The sequence below is a fragment of the Rhizobacter sp. P2_G4 genome (genome assembly GCF_056403575.1).
Map to the genome: position 1 here is coordinate 486,753 of NZ_JBFUFG010000001.1, position 26,029 is coordinate 512,781.

21 protein-coding genes are annotated in these 26,029 nt (G+C 67.9%); 5 read left to right on the forward strand and 16 right to left on the reverse strand.

Annotated features, from left to right (window positions below; genetic code table 11):
* Positions 1-89 precede the first annotated feature (89 nt).
* Positions 90-593 carry a hypothetical protein gene (locus AC1DYS_RS02430; RefSeq protein ID WP_477895693.1) on the forward strand — a complete coding sequence of 168 codons (504 nt, stop codon included), beginning with the start codon at positions 90-92 and terminating at the stop codon, positions 591-593.
* On the opposite strand, the gene AC1DYS_RS02435 is transcribed toward AC1DYS_RS02430, so the two are convergent.
* Positions 586-873 carry a hypothetical protein gene (locus AC1DYS_RS02435; RefSeq protein ID WP_477895695.1) on the reverse strand — a complete coding sequence of 96 codons (288 nt, stop codon included), beginning with the start codon at positions 871-873 and terminating at the stop codon, positions 586-588. The two genes, AC1DYS_RS02430 and AC1DYS_RS02435, sit on opposite strands and share 8 nt — an antisense overlap.
* Positions 874-1,008: 135 nt before the next feature.
* Here AC1DYS_RS02435 and AC1DYS_RS02440 point away from each other — a divergent pair, with 135 nt between their 5' ends.
* Together AC1DYS_RS02440 and AC1DYS_RS02445 are read left to right on the forward strand one after the other, a co-directional pair.
* On the forward strand, positions 1,009-3,534 hold the full coding sequence (locus AC1DYS_RS02440; protein WP_477895697.1) for a two-component system response regulator: 2,526 nt from the start codon (positions 1,009-1,011) through the stop codon (positions 3,532-3,534).
* A 182-nt stretch (positions 3,535-3,716) separates the two neighbouring features.
* Positions 3,717-8,501, forward strand: a complete 4,785-nt coding sequence (locus AC1DYS_RS02445; protein ID WP_477895699.1) for a putative Ig domain-containing protein — start codon at positions 3,717-3,719, stop codon at positions 8,499-8,501.
* 57 nt (positions 8,502-8,558) lie between these two features.
* Here the strand turns inward: AC1DYS_RS02445 and AC1DYS_RS02450 are convergent, their stop codons facing one another.
* From AC1DYS_RS02450 to AC1DYS_RS02510, 13 genes are all read right to left on the reverse strand, one after another.
* The gene (locus AC1DYS_RS02450; protein WP_477895701.1) at positions 8,559-9,263 is read right to left on the reverse strand and encodes a glutathione binding-like protein; all 705 of its coding nucleotides are present in this window, start codon (positions 9,261-9,263) and stop codon (positions 8,559-8,561) included.
* A gap of 127 nt (positions 9,264-9,390) precedes the next feature.
* A complete protein-coding gene (locus AC1DYS_RS02455; protein WP_477895703.1) occupies positions 9,391-10,296 on the reverse strand; it encodes an NAD(P)H-hydrate dehydratase in 906 nt (301 codons plus the stop codon).
* The gene (locus AC1DYS_RS02460; RefSeq protein WP_477895705.1) at positions 10,293-11,072 is read right to left on the reverse strand and encodes a histidine phosphatase family protein; all 780 of its coding nucleotides are present in this window, start codon (positions 11,070-11,072) and stop codon (positions 10,293-10,295) included. The genes AC1DYS_RS02455 and AC1DYS_RS02460 overlap by 4 nt, the downstream gene beginning before the upstream one ends.
* 13 nt (positions 11,073-11,085) lie before the next feature.
* Positions 11,086-11,355 carry a GlsB/YeaQ/YmgE family stress response membrane protein gene (locus tag AC1DYS_RS02465; RefSeq protein WP_047486398.1) on the reverse strand — a complete coding sequence of 90 codons (270 nt, stop codon included), beginning with the start codon at positions 11,353-11,355 and terminating at the stop codon, positions 11,086-11,088.
* 149 nt (positions 11,356-11,504) lie between these two features.
* On the reverse strand, positions 11,505-11,792 hold the full coding sequence (locus AC1DYS_RS02470) for a hypothetical protein (RefSeq protein WP_477895707.1): 288 nt from the start codon (positions 11,790-11,792) through the stop codon (positions 11,505-11,507).
* A gap of 110 nt (positions 11,793-11,902) precedes the next feature.
* A complete protein-coding gene (locus tag AC1DYS_RS02475; RefSeq protein ID WP_477895709.1) occupies positions 11,903-13,393 on the reverse strand; it encodes an N-acyl-D-amino-acid deacylase family protein in 1,491 nt (496 codons plus the stop codon).
* Positions 13,390-14,292: a MurR/RpiR family transcriptional regulator gene (locus AC1DYS_RS02480; protein WP_477895711.1), complete on the reverse strand. Its 903-nt coding sequence runs from the start codon at positions 14,290-14,292 to the stop codon at positions 13,390-13,392. The genes AC1DYS_RS02475 and AC1DYS_RS02480 overlap by 4 nt, the downstream gene beginning before the upstream one ends.
* A gap of 8 nt (positions 14,293-14,300) precedes the next feature.
* Positions 14,301-15,596, reverse strand: a complete 1,296-nt coding sequence (locus AC1DYS_RS02485) for an amino acid deaminase (RefSeq protein ID WP_477895713.1) — start codon at positions 15,594-15,596, stop codon at positions 14,301-14,303.
* Positions 15,593-16,543: an ABC transporter ATP-binding protein gene (locus AC1DYS_RS02490; protein ID WP_477895715.1), complete on the reverse strand. Its 951-nt coding sequence runs from the start codon at positions 16,541-16,543 to the stop codon at positions 15,593-15,595. The genes AC1DYS_RS02485 and AC1DYS_RS02490 overlap by 4 nt, the downstream gene beginning before the upstream one ends.
* Entirely contained in the window at positions 16,540-17,559 is a 1,020-nt protein-coding gene (locus tag AC1DYS_RS02495) for an ABC transporter ATP-binding protein (RefSeq protein ID WP_477895717.1), read from the reverse strand. Before AC1DYS_RS02495 ends, AC1DYS_RS02490 begins: the two co-directional genes overlap by 4 nt.
* Positions 17,556-18,395: an ABC transporter permease gene (locus AC1DYS_RS02500; RefSeq protein ID WP_477895719.1), complete on the reverse strand. Its 840-nt coding sequence runs from the start codon at positions 18,393-18,395 to the stop codon at positions 17,556-17,558. The genes AC1DYS_RS02495 and AC1DYS_RS02500 overlap by 4 nt, the downstream gene beginning before the upstream one ends.
* Positions 18,392-19,333, reverse strand: a complete 942-nt coding sequence (locus AC1DYS_RS02505) for an ABC transporter permease (protein ID WP_477895721.1) — start codon at positions 19,331-19,333, stop codon at positions 18,392-18,394. The genes AC1DYS_RS02500 and AC1DYS_RS02505 overlap by 4 nt, the downstream gene beginning before the upstream one ends.
* A gap of 15 nt (positions 19,334-19,348) precedes the next feature.
* Positions 19,349-20,911: an ABC transporter substrate-binding protein gene (locus AC1DYS_RS02510; RefSeq protein ID WP_477895723.1), complete on the reverse strand. Its 1,563-nt coding sequence runs from the start codon at positions 20,909-20,911 to the stop codon at positions 19,349-19,351.
* Between the two features lie 199 nt (positions 20,912-21,110).
* Between AC1DYS_RS02510 and AC1DYS_RS02515 the strand changes: the two genes are divergently transcribed.
* Positions 21,111-21,500 carry a RidA family protein gene (locus tag AC1DYS_RS02515; RefSeq protein ID WP_477895725.1) on the forward strand — a complete coding sequence of 130 codons (390 nt, stop codon included), beginning with the start codon at positions 21,111-21,113 and terminating at the stop codon, positions 21,498-21,500.
* Between the two features lie 88 nt (positions 21,501-21,588).
* On the opposite strand, the gene ssb is transcribed toward AC1DYS_RS02515, so the two are convergent.
* Positions 21,589-22,113 carry a single-stranded DNA-binding protein gene (gene ssb, locus AC1DYS_RS02520; RefSeq protein WP_477895727.1) on the reverse strand — a complete coding sequence of 175 codons (525 nt, stop codon included), beginning with the start codon at positions 22,111-22,113 and terminating at the stop codon, positions 21,589-21,591.
* 201 nt (positions 22,114-22,314) lie between these two features.
* On the opposite strand from ssb, the gene AC1DYS_RS02525 reads away from it, so the two are divergent.
* Entirely contained in the window at positions 22,315-23,694 is a 1,380-nt protein-coding gene (locus AC1DYS_RS02525; RefSeq protein WP_477895729.1) for a serine/threonine protein kinase, read from the forward strand.
* Positions 23,695-23,699: 5 nt separating this feature from the next.
* Here the strand turns inward: AC1DYS_RS02525 and AC1DYS_RS02530 are convergent, their stop codons facing one another.
* A complete protein-coding gene (locus tag AC1DYS_RS02530; protein WP_477895731.1) occupies positions 23,700-25,919 on the reverse strand; it encodes a prolyl oligopeptidase family serine peptidase in 2,220 nt (739 codons plus the stop codon).
* Positions 25,920-26,029 lie beyond the last annotated feature (110 nt).

The following is a 26,029-nucleotide window of genomic DNA, read 5'->3' on the forward strand; positions in this document are numbered from 1 at the left end:
GCGCCGCCCGGCGAGCCCTTCCCAGCGGCTGTGGCATGGGCCATGCTTCGCGTCCGTGACGCATTGCTCACTCCACAGAGGGACCCACCATGTTCGGTTTGACTTCTCTCGGAATCATCCACACCGCCATCAGCCTCGTCGCTGTGGCGGCCGGCCTGATCGCCCTGGTTCGCGACAGGCAGATCACCTCCGGTAATCGGTTAGGTCAGGTGTACTTCATCACCACCGCGCTCACGGCCCTCACCGGCTTCGGCATCTTTCAGCATGGCGGCTTTGGTAAGCCGCACGCGCTCGGCCTGCTGACGCTGGTGGTGCTGGGCATCATCGTGGTGGCGAGTCGCACGCAGCTGTACGGGCGCTGGTCGAAGATCACCGAGGTGGTGGGCTACTCGGCCACCTTCCTGTTCCACATGATTCCCGGGATCACCGAAACAACGACACGCCTGCCACTTGGCGCACCCCTGCTGCCCAATGCCGAGGCGCCCGAATTGCAGGTGGCCGGGGTGGTGCTGGGCCTGCTGTTCCTGATCGGTGCGGCACTGCAGGCGCGGCGTCTGTGGCCCACCGCGCCGGCCGCTGTCGCCGCTACTTGAAGCACTGACCCTGGCGCTCGAACCAATAGACCACATTGCCCACCACCGCGATGCTGCCGGACACCACGGCACTGGTGGCAGCCACCACGCCGGTGGCGACCAGCAGCACCGCACAGCCATCGTTCGAGCAGCCGCCGAAGTAGCCGTATTGCTGCACCTCGAGCACCATTTGGCGCTTGAGGATCTTGCAATCGTCGTCGAAGACGATGTCTGTGCGCGGCACCACGACGCAAGCCTGTAGCGACAAGACTGCGATCAAGGCTGCGTGGCGTGGTTTCACGTCGAAGGTCCGGTAGGTGAAGCGTGTTCTATTGCACAGCCTACCTGACGTGAGCCGCGGCCTCTCGGGCTTTGCACCACTCCGTCACGAAATGTAAACACAGCGTCGAGCTGCAGACCTCATACCATTTCGACCATGCACCGGCTGCTGCTCGTCGAATCATCTCCCACGCTGCGCCGCGGCATGGAGAAGCTGTTGCTGCGCCACGGCTTCAACGTGATCGCGGTGGCCGCCGACGAAGCCGCACTCGCCGCACTCGAACAAGAAATCTCGCGCGGACTGGGCACCGTGATCGTCGGCTGGTCGACCACGCCGGCGCCCATCAGCCAGGCCCTCACTGCGCGCTTGCACAAGCCCGATTGCCGCCACGTGGCGCTGCTCGTGCTTGCCGCCGAACCGGCGCTGGTGGATGCGAGCCTGGCTGGCGCGCGCGCCTTCACACAAGTGAGGCGGCTGCAGCGCCCGTCTGAAGTGCCGCGCCTCGTGCGCAGCCTGCTGGCCGATGTGGCGAACGACTCGCGGCCACACGCCGAGTCGCCCGCCGCTTTGAAGGTGCTGCTGGTCGACGACTCGCGCACCAGCCGCACGAAGTACCAGCGCCTGTTGCGCAACCACGGCTATGCGGTGGTGAGCTGCGAGCATGCCGAAGCGGCACTCGCCAAGGTGCAGACCGAACGCTTCGACCTCGCGGTGGTCGACTACTTCATGCCCGGCATGAACGGCGCCGCGCTGTGCCGCGCACTGCGCGAGTTGCCGGTCACGCGCGACCTCACCCTCGCGGTGCTGACCGGCTCCTACGAAGACGGCCTGATCAGCGACTGCCTCGAAGCCGGTGCCTCCGAGTGCATGTTCAAGAACGAATCGGACGAGCTCTTCATCGCCCGCGTCGACAGCATGGCGCGCCTGCGCGAGCGCGAGCAGCGCCTGCAGGCCGAAGGCCAGCGGCTGGAGCTCATCCTCGCGTCGGTGGGCGACGGCGTGTACGGCGTCGACCGCAGCGGCCGAATCACCTTCGTCAACCCGGCCGCGCTGCGCCTGCTGCAGTGCGAGCACGAAGACGAGCTGGTCGGCCTCTCGGCGCATGAGCGCATCCACCATGCCGACGAGCGCGGCCGTGCCATCCCGGCCGAGACCTGCTTCCTGCAGCAGGCCTACGAGCTGGGCGATTCGCTGAGCAACTGGGAAACGGTGTTCTGGCGCATCGACGGCGACATGGTGAACGTGGAATGCACTGTGCGCCCACAACACCAGGACGGCGAATGCGTCGGCGTGGTCGTGGCCTTTCGCGACATTGCCGAGCGCAAGCGCCACGAGGCCGAAACGCAGTGGCAACTGCGCCACGACCACCTCACCAAGCTGCACAACCGGCGCCACTTCGAATACATGCTGGAGCAGGAGATCTTCCGCCTGCGCCGCAGCACAGAAGAAAGCGCCCTGCTCTTCATCGACCTCGACCGCTTCAAGCACATCAACGACACCGCCGGCCATGCCGCGGGCGACGCGCTGCTCGCGAGCATCGGCCGCAAGCTCAAGGCGCGCTCGCGCCAGTCGGACCTGGTGGCACGGCTGGGCGGTGATGAGTTCGCGGTGCTGCTGCGCAACGTGGACGACGGCAGTGTGCTCGCGCTGGCCGAAAAGTTCAGGACCATCCTCGACGAAGCCGCCTTCAGCCATGGCGGCCACGAGTTCGATGTCTCGGGCAGCGTGGGCATCAGCCGCCTGAACCGCCATTCGCTGTCGCCCGCCTACGCGATGAACTGCGCCGACGCGGCCTGCCACATCGCCAAGCGCCAGGGCCGCAACCGCATCCACATGTTCGACCTGGGCGGCGACGCCGGCGCGCTCGCGGCCTTGCAGCAGTCGTGGTCGGAGCGGCTGAAATGCGCGCTGGCGGCCGGCAACTTCGCGCTGCAGTTCCAGCCCATCGTGGACCTGCGCCGCCTGCCACCCAACGCCTTGGCCGGCACCGATTGGCAAGACAAGATCGAGCAGGCCATGGCCCCGGCGCTCTACGGGCACGAGGTGTTCGTGCGTCTCGACGACGTGGAAACGCTGCTCGCGCCACGCGCCTTCATGTCGCAGGCCGAGCGCTTCGAGCTGCTGCCTGCGCTCGACACCTGGGTGCTCAATCGCCTGGCGCTGCTGCTGGCCGGGCAAGACCGCCGCACCGCCCGGCGCTTCCACATCAACGTGGCAGCCGCTTCCTTGCTCGACGCAGGCTACCTGTCTCGCCTCACCGCGCTCTTGCGCGGCGGGGCCTTTGCGCCGCGCCAGCTCTGCCTGGAAATCAAGGAGAGCGAGGTCGCGGGCCACATTGCGCAGCTGCTGCCCATCCTCAACGAGATCACGCAGCTCGGCGCCGAGTTGATGCTCGACGAATACGGCCGCGGCTTCGGCGGACTGGGCCACCTGCGCAGCCTGCCGATCAGTTCGGTCAAGCTCGACGGCAGCCTGGTGCAGACACTCGCCAGCGACGAAGTCGGCGTGATGATGGTGCGCGCGATGACCGACCTGGCTCATGCCATGAACGTGGTCGTGATCGCCCCGTTGATCGAGAACGCCGCGGCGCTGCACATGCTGAAGAACGCCGGCGCCGACTGCGCGCAGGGATTCGTGCTCGGCATGCCACGCGACATGTGGGCCGAGCTGGAAGCGCAGTAAACCTGTGCGCACAAGCTCGCCGAGCTGAGGCGAGCGCAAACTAACGTGAGGTCGATGCGGCCGGCCTTACCTGCCATTTGAGCGGCCTCGGGGAGTTTTCCTACAAGCAATGTCGCCGTTTGCTGACGTAATGCATTGAACCTCGGAAGCCCAATCTCCTGCGGAGGTTGGACATGAATGCAATGAATTACAGAAGTCGCCTGGCTGCTACCTTGGCAGCCCTGATCGTCATGGGATGCGGAGGCGGCAACAACACCGCGGAGGAGCCCGTCGAGCTGGCGGCAACCACCACCTCGGAAGCCGTCTCGGCGGTCAACACCGACCAATCGATCCAGGCGGTGATAACCGGTAGCTTGAGCGGCACCGTCAGCACGGCAAGCACTGCCGCCAACCTCAGCACCGTGGGCACGGCCGACTGGGCGCACTGGGGTGATGGCGTTCCCGGCCTCGTGCGGCGGTCCGGTGGCGGCTCGCAGATCGGCGCGTATACGCTCGTCGGCAGCGGCACGTCCACGTCCTTCAACAACTCTCCGCGCACCCTCAGCTGGACCAGCGGCACGCCCACGGCGAGCAGCACCGCGAACACCAACGGGCTGTACATGTCTGGTGGCGGTTACTCCATCACCCTGCCTGCGAGCACCGCGGCGCGCACGGCGACGGTCTACGTCGGCGGCTGGAACTCGGGGGCCACGCTCACCGCGCATCTGTCCGACGGGTCGGCAGCCGACTACGTGCATGTCAATGCAGCGACCACCGAGGTCTACGTTCGCACCTACGTCATCACCTACCAGGCGGCAGCCGCCGGCCAGACGCTCACGCTGACATGGCAGCGCACCGCCGGCACCGGCAACGTCGATCTGAACGCCGTGGCCCTGTCGCTCGCCGCAGTGAGCAACACCCCGCCGACGATTCAGGCACCGGTGGCACAGACGAGCCAGGTCGGCCAGGCCGTGACGCTCGCCATCAGCGCCAGCGACGTTGACGGCGACACGCTGAGCTACAGCGCCAGCGGTCTGCCCGCCGGCCTCGCCATCAACGCCAGCAGCGGCGTGGTGAGCGGCACACCGACCACCGCCGGCAACTTCACGGCAACCGTCACCGCGAGCGACGGCAAGGGTGGCAGCGCCTCCACGTCGTTCAGCTGGGTCGTCCAGGCCGTTGCCAGCGGCAGCAGCTTGAGCGGCGCGGTCAGCACGTCGGTCACCGCCGTCAACCTCAGCGCGACCGGCATCGCCGACTGGATCCACTTCGGCGATGGCGTCCCCGGCACGATGCGCAAGTCCGGCGGCGGCAACCTGATCAGCGCCTACAGCGTGATCGGTGGCGGCACGCCCGCGAGTTATGGCGACGATCCGCGCGCGATCTCGTGGTCTGACGGAACGCCCACGGCCAGCAGCAGCGGCAACAAGACCGGCGTGTGGGTCGGCGGCCAGGGCAGCGGCTTCTCGATCAACGTGCCGGCCAGCACCACCAAGACCACGGTGACGCTGTACGTCGGCGGCTGGAACTCGTCCGGTACGCTGCGCGCGCACCTGTCCGACAGCTCGGCCGCTGACTACACCGACACCACCGCAGCGGCCAGCGGCCAGTACGTCCGCGCCTACACGCTGACCTACGTAGCTGCCTCGGCAGGTCAGCGGCTTGTGCTCACCTGGACGCAGGCTTCGGGCAGCGGCAACGTCACGCTCAATGGCGCGAGCCTCGGCACTGCGGCCTCTGCGAATCGCGCACCCACGGTCGTGACACCCTCGGCGCAAACCAGCACGCAAGGCACAGCGGTGTCACTCGGCATCAGCGCCGGCGATGCCGACGGCAACACGCTCACCTTCAGCGCCACCGGCCTGCCCACGGGCCTGTCCATCAACACCAGCACCGGCGTGATCAGCGGCACCCCGAGCGCCACCGGCAGCTTCTCGACAGTCGTCACCGTCAGCGACGGCAAGGGCGGCAGCGCCACGGCCTCGTTCTCGTGGACGGTGCAGGCGGCTCCAAGTGGCGCCAGCCTGAGCGGCGTGGTCAGCACGGCCACAACGTCGATCAACCTCAGCGGCACTGCCCTGACCGACTGGGCCCACTGGGGCGACGGCGGCGTGCCCGGCATCACCCGCAAGTCGGGCGGCGGCAGCCTCATCAGCGCCTACACGGTGCTCTCGGGTGGCGCAGCGTCGAGCTACAACAACGATCCGCGCGCCATGTCGTGGACCGGCGGCACACCCACCGCCAGCGCCACCACCAACACCAATGGCGTGTATGTGGCAGGCAGCGGCAACGGCTTCTCCGTCAACGTGCCCGCGGGCCTGACGCGCACAGCAGTAACGATCTATGTGGGCGGCTGGGCTTCATCCGGCACGCTGCGCGCGCACCTGTCCGACAACTCGGCGGCCGACTACACCAACACCACCGCTGTGGCGACCGGCCAGTACGTCCGTGCCTACACGATCAACTACGCGGCCGCTTCGGCCGGCCAGCGGCTGGTGCTCACCTGGACGCAGGCATCGAGCGGCGGCAACGTCACCCTCAATGGCGTGGCGCTGGGCGTGGCCGTGGCATCGAACCGCGCTCCGACCATCAGCACCCCGGCAGCCCAAAGCGGCACGCAAGGAACGGCCGTGTCGCTCGGCATCAGCGCGAGCGATGCCGACGGCGACACGCTCGCCTTCAGCGCCACCGGCCTGCCCGCCGGCCTGAGCATCAACGCGAGCAGCGGCGTGATCAGCGGCACGCCGAGCACCGTGGCCAACTACAACGCCACCGTCACCGTGAGCGACGGCAAGGGCGGCAGCGCCGCAGCGAGCTTCGCGTGGACCATCAGCGCATCGACACCGCCCACCAGCGGCTCGGGGCTTGACGCGCGGCCCAGCAACACGAGTTGCGTGGCGCCGGCACGGCCGCAGGCCGGCACCGGCGTGCAACTCGCGCGCGTGTTCCCGAACCTGAGCTTCAACCTGCCGGTCGGCATGTACCAACCCTCGGGCGACAGTTCGCGCTGGTATGTGATCGAGCAGCAGACCGGCCTGGTGCGCAGCTTCCCCAACAACCAGGGCGTGACGAGCAGCCAGGTCACGACCTTCCTCAATATCTTCTCGAAGATCCAGACCGACTCCGAGATGGGCCTGCTGGGCCTGGCCTTCCACCCCAGCTGGCCGAGCACGCCCTACGTGTACATCTACTACTCCACCGGCGGCAATCCGGTGGAGAACCGTGTCTCGCGCTTCTCCAGCACCGACGGCGGTGCCACGCTCGATGCCAACACCGAGCAGGTGCTGATGCGGCTGGTAAAGAACCAGAACGACCGCAACCACAACGGCGGCAACATCGTCTTCGGGCCAGACGGCTACCTTTACATCGGCACGGGTGACGGCGGCGGTGGCGGCGACCCGAACGCCAACTCGCAGAACCGCAACGTGCTGTTCGGCAAGATGCTGCGCATCGACGTGAGCCCGGCTACGGGATACGCCATTCCGTCGACCAACCCGTTCGCGACCAACGCCAAGTGCACCAACGGCAGCGGCGGTGCCGCCTGCCCCGAGATCTATGCCACCGGCATGCGCAACCCCTGGCGCTGGAGCTTTGACCGCAGCAACGGCAACTTGTGGGTTGGCGACGTGGGGCAAGACCAGCGTGAAGAAGTGAACGTGGTCACCCGCGGTGGCAACTACGGCTGGCGAATTCGCGAGGGCAGCATTTGCTACAACGCGAGCAGCTGCGCCACCACCGGCGCCAACGGGGAAGCGCTGATCGACCCGGTGGTCGAGTACGACCACAGCGTGGGCCAGGCCATCACCGGCGGCTACGTGTACCGCGGCACCAAGGTGCCGGCGCTGGCAGGCAAGTACGTGTTCGGCGATTACGTGTCGAGCCGCATCTTCGCCTTCACGCCACCAAGTCCGCTGGTGGCGGCCACCCCACGGGTGGTGTTGCCCGCCAGCAGCGCGATCCTGAATGCGCCGCAGAACATCACCTCGTTCGGGCAGGGCAACGACGGCGAAATCTACGTCGTGGGTTATGGCGGCGCGCTGTACCAGCTGCAACCGGCAGGCGCTGCGGTGGACACCATCCCGACACTGCTCTCGCAGACCGGTTGCGTGTCTGCCTCGAACGCAACCCAACCAGCGGTGGGGCTCATCCCCTACAACACCAACGCGCCCTTCTGGTCCGACGGGGCCGACAAGCAGCGCTGGCTCGCTGTGCCGAACGGCACCTCGATCACGCCGCAGACACCGGGCCGATGGACGCCACCGAACGGCACGGTGCTGGTGAAGAACTTCAAGCTCAACAACCAGCTGATCGAGACGCGGTTGCTGATGCGCCACCCCGACGGCGTGTGGGCTGGCTACACCTACGAGTGGAACGCCGGGCAGACCGATGCCACGCGGGTGCTCGGCGGCAAGAGCAAGACCATTGGCAGCCAGACCTGGGTCTACCCGAGCGAGAGCGACTGCCTGCAGTGCCACACGCAGGTGGCAGGCCGCACGCTCGGCCTGGAGACGGCGCAGCTGAACGGCAACCTGACTTATCCGGCCACAGGCCGCACCGCCAACCAGATCACCACGCTGAACACCATCGGCCTGCTGAGCCCCAACATCTCGGGCACTCCGGCCAGCTTGCCGGCGTACTTCGACCCGCACGGCACGGCCGGCACCATTGAGCAGCGGGCACGCGCCTTCCTGCATGCCAACTGCTCGCAGTGCCACCAGCCCAACGGGCCGACGCCGGTGGCACTCGACCTGCGCTACACGGTCCCGCTGGCGTCGACCGGAACCTGCAACGCCACACCGACCTCGGGTGACCTCGGCATCACCAACGCCAAGGTGATCGCCCCAGGCGCGCCCGACAGCTCGGTGCTGCTGTCACGCATCAACCGGCGCGACACCTACGCGATGCCGCCGCTGGGCAGCAAGCTGGTCGACACGGCATCGGTGGCGGTGGTGCGGCAGTGGATCCAGAGCCTCACCGGGTGCCAGTGAGCAGCGGCCATTGATGACGATCCGCGCCCCTGGGCGCGGATCGGTGTGATCGGTGAGTCAGGCCCGCTTGGGAATCTCCAGCCCACGCGCGACGGCAGGCCGTGCGACGAAAGCATTCAGCACGCGCTGCACTTCGGGGAAGTGATTGAAGCCCACCAGGTCGCCGGCCTCGTAGAAGCCGACCAGGTTGCGGATCCACGGGAAGCACGCGATGTCGGCGATGGTGTATTCGTCGCCCATGATCCAGGCGCGGCCCTTCAGGTGCTTGTCGAGCACGCCCAGCAGGCGCTTCGATTCGGCCACGTAGCGGTCACGCGGGCGCTTGTCTTCGAAGTCTTTGCCGGCGAACTTGTGGAAGAAGCCGAGCTGGCCAAACATCGGGCCGATGCCGCCCATCTGGAACATCACCCACTGGATGGTCTCGTAGCGGCGCGCCGCATCGCGCGGCATAAGCTGCCCGGTCTTCTCGGCCAGGTAGATCAGCATCGCACCCGACTCGAACAGCGCGAGCGGCTTGCCATCCGGCCCGTTGGGGTCGATCAGCGCAGGGATCTTGTTGTTCGGGTTGAGCGACATGAACTCCGGCGACATCTGGTCGTTGGTGCCGAAGCTGACCAGGTGCACTTCATACGGCAGCCCGGTCTCCTCGAGAAAGATCGAGATCTTCACGCCGTTGGGCGTGGGCAGCGAGTAGAGCTGAAGGCGATCCGGGTGCTGGGCGGGCCATTTCTTGGTGATGGGGAAGGCGGAAAGGTCGGTCATGTGCGCGCGAAGCCGGTGTGACGAAGACGGCGATTCTGAAGCGGCCCACCCGATCCCGTTGGCGGGGCCGCCAAAGCCGCACGCAAAGCAGGGCGGCGAGAGCGGCTGGCACCGGCGCGACGCTGGCTCAGGCAGGGGCGGTTGTTCCGCTCAGCTCGTCCAGCACCGCCGGCACTTCGGCGGCCAGCTCACCGGCCAGGTAGCCCAGGCTCCCCACGCGCCGAGCCAGGCGCAGGCCGGCGCGTGCATGCACGGCCGCGCCCCAGGCAGCGGCCTGTTCCAACGCTGCGCCTCGTGCCACGAAGCCGGCGATCAGGCCGGCCAGCACATCGCCCGAGCCGGCCGTGGCCAGGCCGGCGTTGCCGGCGTCATGCGCCCAGGTCTGCCCGTCCGGGCGGGCGATGAAGGTGGTGGCGCCCTTCAAGGCCACCACCGCGTTCCAGCGGCGCGCCGCGTTGCAGGCGGTGGCGTGCGGGTCGGCCAGCACCGACTGCTTGCTGTCGCCGCTCAGGTGCGCCATCTCGCCGGCGTGCGGCGTGATGAGCACCGGCTCGCATTCGTTCGACTGCCGCAATGCCGCGGCCATCGCCGTGGCGTCGAGCACCATCGGCACGCATTCGCAGCGCTCGCGCAGGGCCTGGGCGAGCGCGCATGTGGCGTCTTCGTCCTGCATGCCGGGCCCGATGAGCAAGGCGTCGGCGCGCCCTGCAAACTTGGCCAGCTGCTCGGCGCACGCGGGGTCGAACCCGCCTTCGGAGGTTTCTCGCAAGCCCAGCACGCGCAGCTCGGGCACGGCGATGGCCACAGCCAGCGCGGCCGACTCGCCGGTGGCAAGCAAGACCTTACCGGCGCCGGCCCGCAGCGCGGCCCGGGCCGACAGAATGGCCGCGCCGGGCACTTCGCGGCTCCCCGCCACGATGACCACGCGGCCACGCGTTTCCTTGTCGCCCTCGTGGTCAGGCAAGGGCAGCGGCCACGCGCGCAGCACCGCGTCGTCCACCCGCCGGGCTGCACGTGGCGATGGAGCGCTCATGGTTTAGGTGCCGCCGGTACGTCGGGCTCGTCCGTCACCGGCTCACCGGCCTCGGTGAGCGGCTGGACGAAGCTCACCAGCCGCGGCGCCAGCTTGCCGTGGCGGCCCAGTGCCGGGTCGAATTCGTACGAGGTGACGCCGCAGTTGGGCACGTCGGCCTGGCGGTCGATGTCCAGGATCTCCGCTTCGTTCAAGCGCTCCAGCAGGTAGCGGAAGCAGTTCACCGTCACCTGGTGGGCGACCACCAGCACGCGCTCCCGGCGGTACTCGCGCGTGATCATCTCGATGACGCTGCGCAGCCGCAGGATCACGTCGCACCAGCTCTCACCCCCTGGCGGGCGGAAATAGAACTTGCCGACGTGCTTGCGCTGCTCGGCGATCTCGGGGTACTTCTCGCGGATGCCGAGCACGGTGAGCCGGTCCAGGATGCCGAACTCCTTTTCGCGCAGCCGCTCGTCACACACCATCGTGAGTTCGTTCTCGTCGATGCGCGCGGCGGCGAGTACGCGCCGCGCCGTTTGCAGCGCCCGGACGTAAGGCGAGCACAGAACGACACTGGGCCGCTGGCCCGGCGGTAGATCGCCGAACCAGCGGCCCAGTGCATCGGCCTGCCGCTCCCCCAGGGGCGAGAGCGGCACGTCCATGTCCCGACTGGCGATGTCGATCAGGAATTCACCAGCTGCCTCAGCCTTGTCACGAGCGAGGTTGCCGGCGCTTTGCCCGTGCCGCACGATCCACAGCGTCTGTGGCCATTTCTGCTCGGCGGCCGTCGCCATCGGGAGACTCGCGTCAGCGTGCGCTGCCTCGCCGTACCAAGTTCACGATGGCCAGCAGGATGATCGCGCCCAACAGCGACACGCCCAGCCCCGCAACGCTGAAGTCGTTGCTGTTGATCGTGCCGGTGCCGAGCATCGGTGCCAGCAACCAGCCGCCGAGCAAGGCGCCGATGATGCCCACGACGACGTTCAGGATGACGCCCTGCTGGGCATCGGTTCTCATGATCATGCTGGCGACCCAGCCGATCAACCCGCCGACTACCAACCAAATGATGAAGTTCATGGCATTTCTCCGTTAACGAAAGGTGCTGGCAAAGTTAACCGGCACGGTTGTCGGAGAGGAGCGGATGACCGCTCATGCGTACGTAGGCTCGCGCCTACGGGCAAACGGGCTGCCAATCAGGCAGCAAGCCACCGGCGATCAGCAGCCAGTCAGCCGGCAATAGCCCAGGCGCCCTGGTAGACGGTGAGCAGCACGGCCGTGACGATCAGATTGGCCACGAGGTGGCGCGTGCCCATGCCGATGCGGATGCCGAGGCGCACCGAGACGCAGCCCCAGAGCACCACCAGCAGCAAGGCGCCGGCGTCGGCCTTGCCGATGTCGACCTGGGCCACGTGCAGGAGGCCAACGGCCAGGACCCACAAACCGGACCCCATGACGACCGCGGCGGTCAGTTCGTTGAAGCGGGGTTTGCGAAGGGGGAGACCCAGGATGTTCATGGCGATGACTGCTCGAAAAAACGCGTCCTCAAGTGTCGCTCCGCCGTGCCGCCTGGGTCGCCCGATCTGGGGTGACAGGCAGGTTCAATTCGAAAGAATCGTGACGAAAATTACGCTGCGGCGGGCGAGCGATTCGGAGCCCAAGCTTCGCCGCGCGCCAGCATCCGGCCGGCACGGGCCAGCACGTGGGGCTCGGCGCCACCGCGGTAGGAAAGGCAGCCGTTGACGAACACCGCGCTGATGCCCGCGCTCGCGCTGATCGGCGCGTCGTAGGTGGCGGTGTCGGCGACACGCGCCGGGTCGAACACCACCAGGTCGGCCATCCACCCCGGCCGCACCAGCCCGCGCTCGGCGATGCGGAAGTTGCGCGCCGTCAGGCCGGTCATCTTGTGCACCGCCTGCTCCAGTGTGAAGAGCTGCCGCTCGCGCCAGTAGCGCGCCAGCACACGCGGGAACGCGCCCCACAGCCGCGGGTGCGGATGGCGGTCGTGCGGCAGGCCGTCCGAGCCGATCATCGTGCGCGGGTGGGCGATGACACGCTCGACGTCTTCTTCGTTCATCTGGAAGTAGCAGGCGCCGCCCGGCTGCAGCCGGCGGCACGCGGTCTTCTGGTCGACGCCCCAGTCCTCGGCGATGGCCGACAGCATGCGGCCGGTGTGTTCGGGGTGCGTGTCGCTCCAGGTCAGCATCACGTCGATCACGCCGTCGACCAGGTCTTCGCGCAACACCGTGGAGCCGGCGACATAGGGGTAGACGTCCATCGCGATCGCCTGGCGCGCGGCCAACGCATCGATCAACGGCAGCGTCTCTCGCGTGCGGCCCCAGTTGGCCGGGCCGGCGCACTTGTGGTGCGAGATGACCAGCGGCACGCCGGCCTCGAACGCGGTGTCGCCTGCCTCGTGCAGCGCCTCGATGATCTGCGCCATCTCGCTGCGCAGGTGGGTGGCGTAGATGCCGCCGTAGCGCGCGACGATGCGGGCCAGCTGCGTCACCTCGTCGGCCGGCGCCGGGTAGGCCTCTTCGTAGAACAGCCCCGACGACAGGCCGTGCGCACCGCCGGCCATGCAGGCGTCGAGCAGCGCGGCCATGCGGGCGCGCTCGCCGGGTGTCGCGGCCCGGGAGAGGTCGCCCATCGTCGCGAAGCGCAAGGTCGTGTGGCCAACCAGCGCCGCGACGTTCAGCGACGGCTGGGCCGCCTGCACCGCCTCGCGGTAGGCCGCCATCGTGGGGTAGCGGAACGAGCCGGCACCCAGCAGGTTCAGCGGCGGCTTCGCCGCTTCGGTGGCGTAGGGCGCGAGCGAGATGCCGCAGTTGCCGGTGACGACGGTGGTGATGCCCTGAGACAACTTGGGCAGGCAGGCCGGGTCGCGCAGCACGATGGCGTCGTCATGCGTGTGGGCGTCGATGAAGCCGGGTGCGATGGCCAGGCCGCTGCAGTCAATGGTCTCGATGTCTTCGGCGGCGATGCCTTCCGGCAGGCGCTCGCGCAGCTTTTCGCCGGTGCGCAGGATGCGGTCGCCGGCGATCAGCACATCGCCGTACCAGGCTGGGTCGCCCGAGCCGTCGACGACGAGGCCGTTCTCCAGCAGCGTGACTTTCATGGTTTGGGCCCTACGCCACCGCCATCCCAGCTCTGCAGCGGGTGCGTGCGGATGTCGATGCCATGGCGCTGCAGCGCATCGCGCACATAACGCAAGCGCTGCACCGCCGGGTCGCCGCGGCGTTGCGCGACCAGCACCGTCAGGATCTCGATCACGGTCAGGTGGGTCAGGTAGGCGTCGATGCCGACGTGCATGACCGCGTCGTCGGGCACGCTGAGCGCGATCAGCACGTCGGCGCGTTCGGCCAGTGGCGTGCCGGGGCGGGTGATGCAGATGGCCTTGGCACCTTGTGCGCGGGCGATGTCGACCGAGTCGAGCAGCGAGGGCATGCCGCCCACGTGCGAAATCGCGATCACGACGCCCTCGGTGCTCTGCGCGGCCGCCGCCACCTGCTGCAGGTGGTAGTCGGCCCAGGCATTGGCCGACAGGCCCAGCCGGAACAGCCGGGCCTGCAGGTCCTGCGCCATGAACCACGAGGTGGCGCCCGCGCCGTAGAGGTCGATGTGGCGCGCGAAGGCCAGGGAATCGACGGCAGCTTCGAGCGCGCCCATGTCGAGCTGCGAGCGCACGCCCGCCACCGAGGCCGCGGCGCTGCGCGAGATCTTGGTGACGACTTCGTCGGCGGTGTCCGCGATGTTGACGCGGCGGTGCAGCGGCGAGCCGCCCAGCGCCAGCGCATGGGCCAGCGCGAGTTTGAATTCGCGCAGCCCGGCGAAGCCGAGGTCGCGGCAGGTGCGCATCACCGTCGGCACCGAACTGCTCGCGCGTTCGGCCAGCGACTCGAAGCTTTCCTCGAGCACCCGGTCGGGGTCTTCGAGGATCAGGTCGAGGATCGCGCGGCGTGCGGCGGGGGCGCCTTCGCGCGCCGCGGCCACGTTCTCCAACAGCGTTTTTGTCATGGGCGGGTTCAAAAATGCATCGCCACAGCGTCGGTGACGCGGTAGTCGTTTTCGACGACCGGCATCCAGTGCCATTTGTCGAAGGTGGTGCAGGGGTGCGAGATACCGAGGCCGATGCGTTCGCCGACCGCCGGGGCGGTGGCTTCGTCCGCCTCGGCCCAGCGCAGGTAGGCGTGCTGGTCGTTCAGCCCGGTGATCGACCAGCCGGCGGGCACGGCATCGACCTGCAGTGCACCGCGCGCCGCACGCGCGATCGGCACCGGCATCGCCAGGTCAAACGAGATGTCGCGCTTGCCGACCGCGAGGATCGCGAGGCCGGGCTCAGGGCGCGACTGAACCATCGCCCACACCTCCATCGCGGGGCGCAGCGTCTCGCCGCAGCCGCAGCCCAGGCGCGCTTCGACGCTGTTGACCATGCGCTTGTAGAAGCCGTGGTCGTGCGTCACGTAGCAACCCGAGCGCAGCAGCCCGCGCACCGGGCGCGTCAGCGACGGTGTCAAGCGGCCGGCCACGAGGTCGAAGATCGCGGAGCCGCCGGCCGACAGCAGCACCTCGTCGGCTTCGAACCAGCCTGCCGCATCGGCTGTCGAGGCGATCGCTTCGACGCGGTCCATCAGCGCCTTCGCATAGGGCACGTCGGCGTCCGTCTCGCCCTTGGCGCCCAGGCCTTCGTAGCACTCGATGCCGACCAGGCGGACGGCTTTGCTGGCGTGCATGCCGCGCGCGAGGGCCAGCGCCTCGTCCTGCGTGCGCACGCCGCTGCGGCCACCTGGCACACCAACTTCGAGCATGGCTTCGAAGGGCACGGCGCCAGGGTGGGCTTGCGCCCAGTCGTTGACCAGCGCGAGCTGAGCCAGTGAGTCGACCAGAAACACGATGCGCAAGTCGGCATGGTCGCGCAGCAGCGCCTGGATCGCGGCCAAGTCGCTGTCGTGCACCACCTGGTTGGCGATCAGCGTGCGGCGTGCGCCAGCTGCGACACCCACCGCGAGCTGGTTGACCGTCGCGAAGGTGAGGCCCCAGGCTCCGGCATCGAGCTGGCGGCGGAACAGCTGCGGCGACATCGTCGTCTTGCCGTGCGGTGCGAGCTGGATGCCCCACTCCTGCGTGCGCCGCTGCATCCACGCGATGTTGTGTTCCAGCGCCTCGCGCTTGAGCACCGCCAGCGGCAGCGGCAGGTCGCCGGCCAGCACGTTCCAGCCGGCGGCGGCCACCTCGCTGCGGCGGCGCGGCGACGCGGTCAGCGGGTAGCCCTTGAGGCCGGGTTGAAGCAGCGGGTCGATCAGGTCGTGGGTCATGGTCATGTCAGGATGCAGGCGGCGAAGCGGCCGGGCGCCTTCTCTTCCAGCGGCGGGATGGTTTGCGCGCACGCGTCGACGGCGCGCGGGCAGCGCGTGCGGAACACGCAGCCCGACGGCGGGTTCATCGGGCTCGGGATATCGCCCTTCAGCGGAATGATCTCAGTCTTGTCCAGTGGATCGGGCTTCGGGCTCGCCGCCAGCAGCGCCTGCGTGTACGGGTGCAGTGGCCGCGCGAACAACTCGGCCGTCGTCGACACCTCCATCACGCGTCCGAGGTACAGCACGACCACGCGGTCGCAGAGGTATTCGACCACGTCGAGGTCGTGCGAGATGAACAGCATCGTCAGCGACAGCCGCTCGCGCAGGTCCGCGAGCAGGTTGATCACCTGCGCCTGGATGGACACGTCGAGCGCCGACAGCGGCTCGTCGGCGACGATGAACTCCGGCTCCACCGCCAGCGCACGTGCGATGCCGATGCGCTGCCGCTGGCCGCCGGAGAACTCATGCGGGAAGCGGCTCGCGTGCTCCGGGCGCAGCCCGACCAGCTCCAGCAGCTCGGCGATGCGCTCCTTGCGCCGGCCCTTCGCGAGGCCGTGCGTGGACAGCGCCTCGTCGAGGATCGCGCTGATGCGCATCTTCGGGTTCAGGCTCGCGTACGGGTCCTGGAAGATGATCTGCAGCTTGCTGCGGAGCTTGCGCATGCGCTCGCCCGACAAGGCCGCCAGGTCGTCGCCTCGGTACAGCACCTGGCCGGCAGTGCGCTCGATCAGGCGCAGCACGGTGCGGCCGATGGTGCTCTTGCCGGAGCCCGATTCGCCGACCAGCCCGAGGGTCTCACCGGCGCGGATTTCGAACGACACATCGTCGACAGCGCGCACCGGCTTGTCGCTGTTGCCGAAGTAGCGCTTGAGGTTGCGCACCTCGATCAGCGGCGTTGCAACTTCGCTCATGCCGCATTCCTTTCAACTGACGGCACGCGGATGCAGCGGGCGTGGCACATCTCTCCGGTGTCCACCAGCGGCGGCACCGCCTGCGCACAGGCGGCGATCGCCTGGTCGCAACGCGGCTCGAAGGCGCAGCCGGGCGGCGGCGCCAGCGGGCTCGACACCTGGCCGCGGATTGCGAACAGCCGCTTCGGCCTCGGCTGGCCGGCCGCATGCGCCTTGCCGGGCAGACAGGCGAGCAGCCCTTGTGTGTACGGATGCGCGGGAGAAGCGAACAGCGGCCGCACCGGCGCCGCCTCGACGACCCGGCCGGCGTACATCACCACCACATCGTCCGCATGGTGCGCGACCACGCCGAGGTTGTGCGTGATGAACAAGATGCTCATGCCGGTCTCGGCTTGCAGCCGGCGCATCAGCACCAGGATCTGCGCCTGGATCGTCACGTCGAGCGCAGTGGTCGGCTCGTCTGCTATCAGTAGGGTCGGGTCGCAGGCCATGGCCAGCGCGATCATCACGCGCTGGCGCATGCCGCCCGACAACTGGTGCGGGTACTCGTGCAGGCGCTGTGCGGCGGCAGGGATCTCCACCAGGTCGAGCATGCGCTTGGCGTGCGCCAAAGCCGCGGTGCGGTCCAGCCCCTTGTGCAGCCGCACGCTCTCGGCGATCTGCTCGCCAACGGTGAAGACGGGGTTCAGGCTGGTCATCGGCTCCTGGAAGATCATCGCCAGCTCGTTGCCGCGCAGGCGGCGCATCTCGGCGTCGGGCAGCGTGAGCAGGTCGACCTCACGGCCGGCGCGAGTGACGAAGCGCGCGTGGCCTTCGACCTGCGCACGCGCGGTCTTGGGCAGCAGGCGCATCAGCGTCAGGCTGGTGACCGATTTGCCGGAGCCGGATTCGCCAACGATCGCAGTGGTCTTGCCAGGTTCGATCGAGAAACCGACGTCTGCGACCGAGCGAACCAGGCCGTCTTCGGTCGGGAAGCAGGTGCTGAGGCCGCTGACGGTGAGGCGGGGTGTGCTCATAGTGTTTTCTTGAGCTTCGGGTCCAGCAGGTCGCGCACGCCGTCACCGAGGATCTGCAGCGACAGCGCCGTGAAGATGATCGCAAGGCCCGGGAACAGCACGACCCAGAATGCCCGGTCGGCGTACTGCTGGCTGCCGGCCACCATCGTGCCCCAGGTGGGAATCTCCGGCGGCACACCGACACCGAGGAAGGACAGCCCAGCCTCGGCCAGGATCGCGTACGCAAAGATGAACGACACCTGCACCAGGATCGGCGACAGCAGGTTGGGCAGGATGTGGCGCCACAGGATGCGCGAGGTGCGCACGCCCAGGGCGCGCACCGCCTCGACGAACAGCAGTTCGCGCACCACCAATGTCGACGCACGCACCACCCGCGCGACACGCGGCGTGTAGACCAGCACCAGCGCCAGCACCACGTTCAGCAGCGAGGCCCCGAGGATCGCGACCAGCGCGATCGCCAGCAGGATGTCGGGGAAGGACATCATCGCGTCGACCAACCGCATCAGCGGCGTGTCGAGGCGGCGGAAGAAGCCCGCCACAAGCCCGAGCAGCGTGCCGGCGATCACCGAGCCGAGCGCCGTCAGCGCAGCGATGGCCAGCGAGTAACGCGCGCCGTGCACGATGCGCGCGTAGAGATCGCGGCCGAGCTCGTCGGTGCCCAGCAGGTGGGCGGCGCTCGGGGCTTTCAGGCGGTCGAGCACCGCCGTGTCGTTCGGATCGAAGGACGCGAACCACGGGGCACCGAGGGCCAGCACCGCGATCACCAGAAGCAGTGCGGCCGAGACCATCACGATGCGGCGGTGCATCAGTTGCTTGAGGAGGCGAGGGACTTTCACAGTTTGACCCGAGGATCGACGGCCACGTACAGCAGGTCGATCGCAAAGTTGATCAGCACGTAGATCGCCGCGATCACCAGCAGCGCGCCCTGAATCACCGGGTAGTCGCGCCGCAGCACCGCGTTGACGACCAGGTTGCCGATGCCCGGCAGGCCGAACACCGTCTCGGTGACGACCGCCCCGCCGATCATCAGCGCCACCGTCAGGCCCAACACCGTGACGATGGGCACCAACGCGTTGCGCAGCGCGTGCTTGAGCACCACGGTGCCTTCGGACAGGCCCTTCGAACGCGCGGTGCGCACATAGTCTTCGCCCAGCACGTCGAGCATCGAGGCTCGCGTGAAGCGGATGATCAGCGCCGAGTTCAGCACGCCCAGCACGGTGGCCGGCAGCATCAGCGCATGCAGGCGTTCGCCGAGCGACGCATCGGGCGCGCCGTAGCCCGACACCGGGAACCAGCCCAGCGACACCGCGAACATCTGGATCAGCACGATGCCGAACCAGAAGCTCGGGATGCTGGCGCCCAGCATTGCCGCGCCGGTGACGACCTGGTCGAGCCAGCGGCCGCGGTACACCGCCGAGACGATGCCGCACGGGATGCCGATCAGCGCCGCGATCGCAACCGCCATCAGCGCCAGCAGCGTGGTCGGCTCGGCCCGCTCCCACAACGCCTGCGTGACCGGCCGCTGCAGGAAGATCGACTGGCCGAGGTTGCCGTGCAGCACCTCGCCGAGCCAGTACGCGAACTGCACCGGCAGCGGCTTGTCCAGGCCGTAGTCCTTCTGCACGCGCGCGATGTCCTCGGCGGTGGCCTGGTCGCCCAGCAGCACCGAGATCGGGTCGCCCGACGCGGCGCGCGTCAGCACGAACACCATCACCGCGACGATGGCGAGCACCGCCAGCATGCCGGCGAGGCGGGAGGCTAGATAGCGAGGCATAGCGCCGATCACTTCTTATTTGATGCGCGCGTTCCAGAAGAACGGCCAGGTCGACGGCACGTAGCCATCGAGCGCCGGGCTGCGCGCCGACAGGCCGTTGAAGCGGCCGACGTTGATGTACGGCACCTCGTCGTACACCACCTGCTGCACCTTGCCCCACAGCGCGCCACGCTTGGCCGGGTTGGTCTCCTGGTTGAAGGCCGCGAGCGCCGCCTGCTTGGCCGGTGAGCTCCACCAGCCCGGCGCGCCTTCGCCCAATTGCGGCGGCGACAGCATCGGCTCGGGGAACTGGCCGGAGTGCGTGACGTACAGGTCCCACAGCTTGGAATCGTTGCGGCGCTGCACCAGCGTGGCCCAATCGACAACGTTGAGCTCGACCTTGAAGCCGGCCCGCTTCAGCTGCTCGGCCATCAGCAGCGCCATGTTGTAGTGGAAGTCGTACTGGCGGCTGGTCAGCACGCGCACCGGCTCGCCCTTGTAGCCGGCCTTCTCGGCCTCGTCCTTCGCCTTCTTCGCGTTGCGCTGGTTGTAGAGGTCGGTGCCGGCGGTCGAGTAGAACGGCGAACCCTTCGGGAAGTGGTTGCCCTCGACGCTGAAGAAGCGGGTGTCGCCGAAGCCGGCGGCCAGCATCTCGCCGACGCCGATGGCGGTCTGCATCGCGCGGCGCACGCCGACGTTGGCGGCCACGCCTTCCTTGGTGTTGAGCACCAGGTAGGGGAAGCCGAAGGAGGTGGTCAGGATCGGCACGGTCTTGCCGGCAGCTTTCTCGAGCCGCGACAGCGCCTCGACCGGCAACAGGTCGGCGAAGTCGTACTGCCCCGCGAGCGCGCCTTCGACACGCGTGTTGGCGTTGGGCACCGGCACGAAACGCAGCTCCTCGATCAGCGCCTCGCGCTTGCCGGCGTAGGCGCTCGCGGGCTCCTTGCGGGCGCTGTACTTGTCGAAGCGTGTCAGCAGCACATAGGCGTCGGGCTTGCGCTCCTTGAAGCGGTAGGGGCCAGTGCCAACGAAGTCTTTCAGCGGCGTCGCGATCGAATCCTTGGCCATGATTGCGGCCATGCCGCTGGGCAGCGCGAGCTGCGAGAGCAGAGGCGCGTATGGGTTCTTCAGCACGATCTGCACACCGAGGGCACCCTGCGCCTTGATGCTGTCGAGTTCCTTCGCGACCGCCTTGCCACGCGGCGCCTGTTCCATCCAGCGCTGCAGGCTCGCGACCACGTCATCGGCGGTCAGTTCGCGGCCGCTGTGCAGCATCACGCCCTTGCGCAAGGTGATGGTGTAGGTCTTGCCGTCGGCGCTGATCTTCGGCTGCGATTCGGCCAGCATCGGCACCACGTTCCACTTCGCGTCGAAGGTGTAGAGCGGCTCATAGACGTGCTGCATGATGGTGCCGACCAGGTCGGCGGTGGAGGCCATCGGGTCCAGCGTCTGCGGCTCGCCAACCATCGCGAGCGTTGCAAAGTTGCGTGCGCCCTGGGCCTGCGCGACGCCGGTGGCAGCGATCAAGCAGGCGGCCAGGCCGAGTGCTGCGGGCAGCTTGAGCAGGGTGCGGCGGGGGAGCATGTCGGGGCTAGGCATGGCGGATCTCCAAAGTCGAGATGGCAGGAATCCGAAGTACTGTGTGAAAGTATTTTTCAGAACGAAGCGACTATGGAGCAAAGCCTGTGCCAAATAATCGGTATTTCCCCGGAGATTCGCAGTGTTGACTGAAATATGATTTCACACCTATGGTGCGAGCCTGCACCTGTTTGTGCTGCTGTTCCCTCAAGGAGATCTCATGCCCCTCGACTACCTCGGCGCTCCGCCGACGGCCTCTGACCGCCAGGCGCGGCCGTTCTCGCCGGCCGTGCGCGCCGGTGACTTCATCTATGTGTCGGGCCAGGTTCCGGCGAATGCGGACGGCGAGATCGTCTCCGGCGGCATCGAGGTGCAGACGCGCCAGGTGATGGAGAACCTGAAAGCCGTGCTGGCGCTGGCCGGCGCGAGCTTCGACGACGTCTGCAAGGCCACCTGCTGGCTGGAAGATGCGCGCGACTTCGGCGCCTTCAACCGCGTCTACATGAGCTACTTCCCGAACGGCAAGCCGGCGCGCTCGACCACCGAGGCGCGGCTGATGGTGGATGCGAAGGTCGAGATCGACGTCGTCGCGTACAAGCCGAAGGCCTGAAGTCCCTCACGGGTCGAACCCGAAACAGAAAAGCCCGCAGACCATCGGCCTGCGGGCTTTTCTTGTTTGTGCTTCGAAGCGGCGCGGATCAGAACGGAATGTCGTCGTCCATGTCGTCGAAGCCCGTCGACGACTTCGTCGCAGCCGGCTTGCTGGCCGCAGGCCGTGCGGCCGGCGCGCTGCGTTCCTGGCGCGGCGCACCGCCACCACTGTCACCACCGCCTTGCGAACCGCGGCTGCTATAGCCGCCACCACCGCCGCCTTCATCGCCACCGCCATCACGGCCGCCGAGCAGCTGCATGTTGTCAGCCATGATTTCGGTGGTGTACTTTTCGACGCCGTCCTTGTCCGTCCACTTGCGGGTCTTCAGGCGGCCTTCGACGTAGACGGGGCGGCCCTTCTTCAGGTACTCACCGGCGATCTCGGCCAGGCGGTCGAAGAACACCACGCGGTGCCATTCGGTTTCTTCCATCTTCTCGCCGCTGTTCTTGTCTTTCCAGTTGCGCGAGGTGGCGATGGTGACGTTGCAGATGGCCGCGCCGTTGGGCGTGTAGCGCACTTCGGGGTCGCGGCCCAGGTTGCCGATGAGGATGACTTTGTTGATCGAGGCCATGGGGCGGCTCCTGTTTAGAAAGGGTAGAGGTCCCGAAGGATCGAAACGGTTGAATTTGTCACGCTGGGGCGTACTGGTTCCAGCTTAACGTACGCCGCCCCCGCTGGCAGGGGCATCATGGGGGACGCGAGGAGTGCCCCCGTCCGAGGGCCGCATTTTCCCATGTCCGCCCGCATTTCCTCGTTGCCCAATCAACATCTCGTGTCACCGACCGCCGATCGCCACGCCCCGACCATCAAGTTCAGCCGCCGGGGCTCCGCAGAGCCGGCTGAGGACTTTGACGGTCGAGATGCCCTGCCGGTAGGCACCCGGCTCGACGAGTTCGAGGTGCTGTGCGTGCTGGGCACCGGCGGCTTCGGCATCGTCTACCTCGCGCTAGACCACGCCCTGATGCGCCAGGTGGCCATCAAGGAATACATGCCCAGCGCGCTGGCCGTTCGCGGCCTGGGCTCGTGGGTGGCGCTGCGTGCGCCGCAGCATGCCGAGACCTTCCAGGCCGGCCTCAAGTCCTTCGTCAACGAAGCGCAGCTGCTGGCCAGCTTCGATCACCCGTCTCTGCTGAAGGTGCATCGCTTCTGGGAAGACAACGGCACCGCCTACATGGTGATGCAGTACTACCCCGGCCGCACGCTCAAGCAGGAGCGGCTGGCGATGACCGAGCCGCCCAGCGAAGCCTGGCTGCGCGCCCTGGTGTTGCCGCTGCTCGATGCGCTGGAGGTGCTGCACCGCGAAGGCGTGTACCACCGCGACATCTCGCCCGACAACATCCTGCTGCAGGTCGACGGCCCGCCGGTGCTGCTGGACTTCGGCGCGGCGCGCAAGGTGATCGGGGACCGCACCCAGACGCTCACCGCCATCCTGAAGCCGAACTTCGCCCCGGTGGAGCAGTACGCCGACATCGCCGGCATGCGCCAGGGCCCGTGGACCGACCTGTACGCCGTCTCGGCCGTGCTGCACTACCTGCTGAGCGGGCAGCCGCCCACGCCGGCCGTGGCCCGCGCGGTGCGTGACAGCCTGCCGCTGCACCAGGCGGCTCCGGGCGGCGTCTCGGTGGCTTTTCTGCGCTGCGTCGACTGGGGCCTGGCCGTCGCGCCGGACGACCGGCCGCAGAAGGTGGCACAGATGCGAGATGCGCTGAGCGGCCGCCTGACGCCACCCAAACCGAAGCGCCGTCATGGCGACCTGGCGCCGCGTTTTGGGCCGCACTGGCGCTGGGGTGCCGTGGCGGTGGGCCTGCTGGCCACCCTCACGCTGGCAGGTTGGGCCTATCGGCACGACTCACAGCCGGCGGTGCTGGCCAAGCCCGGCACACCGGCCACCACGGTGACCACCAACGTCGCGGCAGCCAAGCCAGCAGCGGCTCCCGCACCGAAGGCCACCGAAGCGCCATCGCGCCCGGCGAGCACGACCCGCGTCACAGCGCTTCGTTCACCAGATGAAGCCTGCGCGGGCCGCAACTTCTTCAGCAAGGCGCTGTGCGTGAACCGCGAATGCAGCAGCGATCGCTTTCGGCAGCATCCGCAGTGCGTGAAGCTGCGCCAGGAAAACGAAGCCAGCCGGCAGCGCGACTGGCAGCGCTGAGCCCGTTACTGCGGCGAGGGCTGGTACGCCGGCACGCCCATCTGCCACAGGAAGAACGCGAACATGTCGGCACGCTCCTCGAGCTGCTGCTTCTTGGTGTTGCCGATGCCGTGCCCGGCGTCGTAGGCCAGCCGGATGAGCACCGGCTTGCCGCTGCTCGTGCTGGCCATCAGGCGTGCTGCCGCCTTGGTGCTGTGCCACACCTCCACCCGCGGGTCGTTGACGCCGGCGGTCAGCATCACCGCGGGGTAGGCGGTACCGGCCTTGATGTGGGCGTAGGTGCTCATCTCGAGCAGCGCTTTGAAACCGGCTTCGTTCTTCACGGTGCCGAACTCGGGGATGTTGGGCACGCCATTGGCCGTGGTTTCCATGCGCAGCATGTCGAGCGCGCCAACCGCCGGGATGACGGCGGCGAACAGGTCGGGCCGCTCGGTCATCGCACGGCCCACCAGGATGCCGCCCGCGCTGCCGCCCAGGATGCCGAGCTTGATGGGTTGGGTGTACTTCTGCGCGATCAGGTACTCGGCGCAGGCGATGAAGTCCTTCCAGGTGTTCGGCTTGGTGGCCTGGTAGCCGCCGCGGTACCACTCTTCGCCGTAGACGCTGCTGCCGCGCGGGTTGGCGATGGCGTACACGCCGCCAGCATCGAGCCAGGCCAGGCGGCTCACGCTGTAGAAGGGTTCCTCTGTGATGCCGTAGCTGGCGTAGCCGTAGAGGATGGTCGGGTTGTTGCCGTCGAGCGGGGTGCCGGCGCGGTGAATGATCGAGAGCGGCACCATCGCGCCGTCATGGCTCTTCACCTTCACTTCGGTGGCCACGACGCCTGCGGGCGTGTCGTAGGGGCCGGTCGGCTGCAAGCCGGTGTTCTTCACGCTGCCGTCGGCCGCAACCACGTAGACCTGGCGTGCGCTGTTCCAGCTTTGCAGGTCGATCACGACGCCGGGCAGAAGCGGGTTGGCGGCGGCCACGCCCTCGCCCGCGAGTTCGAACGAGCCTTCGATGGGCAGCTTCACCTCGACCGTCGGGCCGGTGCTGCCGTGCGCGCGCTTATAGAGGCGCTTGATGTTGCCGTCACGCGCTTCCACGTAGACGGCATCGGCTGCAGCAGCCACGTTGACGACCACGAGTTCCGACGCCGGCATCACGATCTCGGCGTTCTTCAGGTCAGGCGCGGCGTTCGGGTCCGACGGGAGCTTGAGTCCCAGCACCTGCGAGCGCGGCGCACCCTTGTGCGAGACGAAGTAGAGCGTGTCGCCGAAGTAGCTGACGCCGGTGACATCGTCGGCCGCGGTGATCACGCGCTGCCAGACGGGCTTGCCCGCGAGCACGCCTGCCTGTGGCGCCACGTAGACGCCCATCTCGCGCTGCGTGCCGTTGATCACGTAGCCGAAGGCCCATTTGCCGTCGTGCGAGAAGCTGACGATGGGGATCTCGGCCGGCCCGATGTCCACACCCTTCACGCCGCTGCCGAATACCGCACGGGCGGTGCTCACCGGTTGGCCGGCGCGCAGCAGCATCACCTGGCTGCGCTGGTACTTGTCGGTGGCCTGCGCGCCCTTGCGCATCGCTTGCAGGCGGTTGAAGACGAGCGCCTTGCCGTTGGGCGACCAGTCGACGCCGCCGAAATCGGCGCGAACGATGGGCTGGCCGACGATCTTGCCGGTGCGTGTGTTCAGCACATGCAGCACGGCCGCTTCGGAGCCCTGCGAAGACAGCCCGTAGGCCACCAGCGACCCATCCGGCGACGGCGTGTACCAGTTGATCGCGTGCGGCTTGCCGGTTTTCTTCTCCAGCGCCTCGGGGTCGACCAGCAATTGGTCGGAGCCCGTCACGCCCTTGCGCATGTAGAGCTTGAACTGGTTCTCGGTGGCCGAGCGGCGCTCGATGAAGTACACGTCGCCAGGCAGGCGCGTGACCTGGGCCACGCGGTCCGAGGTGGCCGAGTCGTACTGGATGATCTTCTCGAGCAGCGCCTTGCGGCCCGGGATGCGCGCGAGCTTGGCGTAGGCATCGTCGCTGTGCGCTTTCATCCACTTCGCGACCTCGGGGTCGGCCTTGTTCTCGAAGTAGCGGTAGGGGTCGTCGACCGTCGTGCCGAAGTAGGTGTCGGTCACGTTGCGCACCGCCGCGGTGGGCAGGGCGGTTTGCGCGATGCCGGCGGTGGCGGCGCCAGCGAGAACGAAGGCTGCGACGGCGCAGCGCAGGTAAGAGAACGCGTGCTTCATGGTGTTGAAGTTCCTCAAGAGACGAATCGCGGGCCACGTTGTGGGTGACGGCGAAGGATGCGGGACATGGGCCTGGGTACCGGGCAGCGGCCGGGCGAAGTTAGCACGGC

Excerpts from the sequence above, each read along its gene's own strand:
- AC1DYS_RS02430 (WP_477895693.1), top strand. The coding sequence starts at position 90 with ATGTTCGGTTTGACTTCTCTCGGAATCATCCACACCGCCATCAGCCTC.
- AC1DYS_RS02440 (WP_477895697.1), top strand. The coding sequence starts at position 1,009 with ATGCACCGGCTGCTGCTCGTCGAATCATCTCCCACGCTGCGCCGCGGC.
- AC1DYS_RS02445 (WP_477895699.1), top strand. The coding sequence starts at position 3,717 with ATGAATTACAGAAGTCGCCTGGCTGCTACCTTGGCAGCCCTGATCGTC.
- AC1DYS_RS02450 (WP_477895701.1), bottom strand. The coding sequence starts at position 9,263 with ATGACCGACCTTTCCGCCTTCCCCATCACCAAGAAATGGCCCGCCCAG.
- AC1DYS_RS02455 (WP_477895703.1), bottom strand. The coding sequence starts at position 10,296 with ATGAGCGCTCCATCGCCACGTGCAGCCCGGCGGGTGGACGACGCGGTG.
- AC1DYS_RS02460 (WP_477895705.1), bottom strand. The coding sequence starts at position 11,072 with ATGGCGACGGCCGCCGAGCAGAAATGGCCACAGACGCTGTGGATCGTG.
- AC1DYS_RS02465 (WP_047486398.1), bottom strand. The coding sequence starts at position 11,355 with ATGAACTTCATCATTTGGTTGGTAGTCGGCGGGTTGATCGGCTGGGTC.
- AC1DYS_RS02470 (WP_477895707.1), bottom strand. The coding sequence starts at position 11,792 with ATGAACATCCTGGGTCTCCCCCTTCGCAAACCCCGCTTCAACGAACTG.
- AC1DYS_RS02475 (WP_477895709.1), bottom strand. The coding sequence starts at position 13,393 with ATGAAAGTCACGCTGCTGGAGAACGGCCTCGTCGTCGACGGCTCGGGC.
- AC1DYS_RS02480 (WP_477895711.1), bottom strand. The coding sequence starts at position 14,292 with ATGACAAAAACGCTGTTGGAGAACGTGGCCGCGGCGCGCGAAGGCGCC.
- AC1DYS_RS02485 (WP_477895713.1), bottom strand. The coding sequence starts at position 15,596 with ATGACCATGACCCACGACCTGATCGACCCGCTGCTTCAACCCGGCCTC.
- AC1DYS_RS02490 (WP_477895715.1), bottom strand. The coding sequence starts at position 16,543 with ATGAGCGAAGTTGCAACGCCGCTGATCGAGGTGCGCAACCTCAAGCGC.
- AC1DYS_RS02495 (WP_477895717.1), bottom strand. The coding sequence starts at position 17,559 with ATGAGCACACCCCGCCTCACCGTCAGCGGCCTCAGCACCTGCTTCCCG.
- AC1DYS_RS02505 (WP_477895721.1), bottom strand. The coding sequence starts at position 19,333 with ATGCCTCGCTATCTAGCCTCCCGCCTCGCCGGCATGCTGGCGGTGCTC.
- AC1DYS_RS02510 (WP_477895723.1), bottom strand. The coding sequence starts at position 20,911 with ATGCCTAGCCCCGACATGCTCCCCCGCCGCACCCTGCTCAAGCTGCCC.
- AC1DYS_RS02515 (WP_477895725.1), top strand. The coding sequence starts at position 21,111 with ATGCCCCTCGACTACCTCGGCGCTCCGCCGACGGCCTCTGACCGCCAG.
- ssb (WP_477895727.1), bottom strand. The coding sequence starts at position 22,113 with ATGGCCTCGATCAACAAAGTCATCCTCATCGGCAACCTGGGCCGCGAC.
- AC1DYS_RS02530 (WP_477895731.1), bottom strand. The coding sequence starts at position 25,919 with ATGAAGCACGCGTTCTCTTACCTGCGCTGCGCCGTCGCAGCCTTCGTT.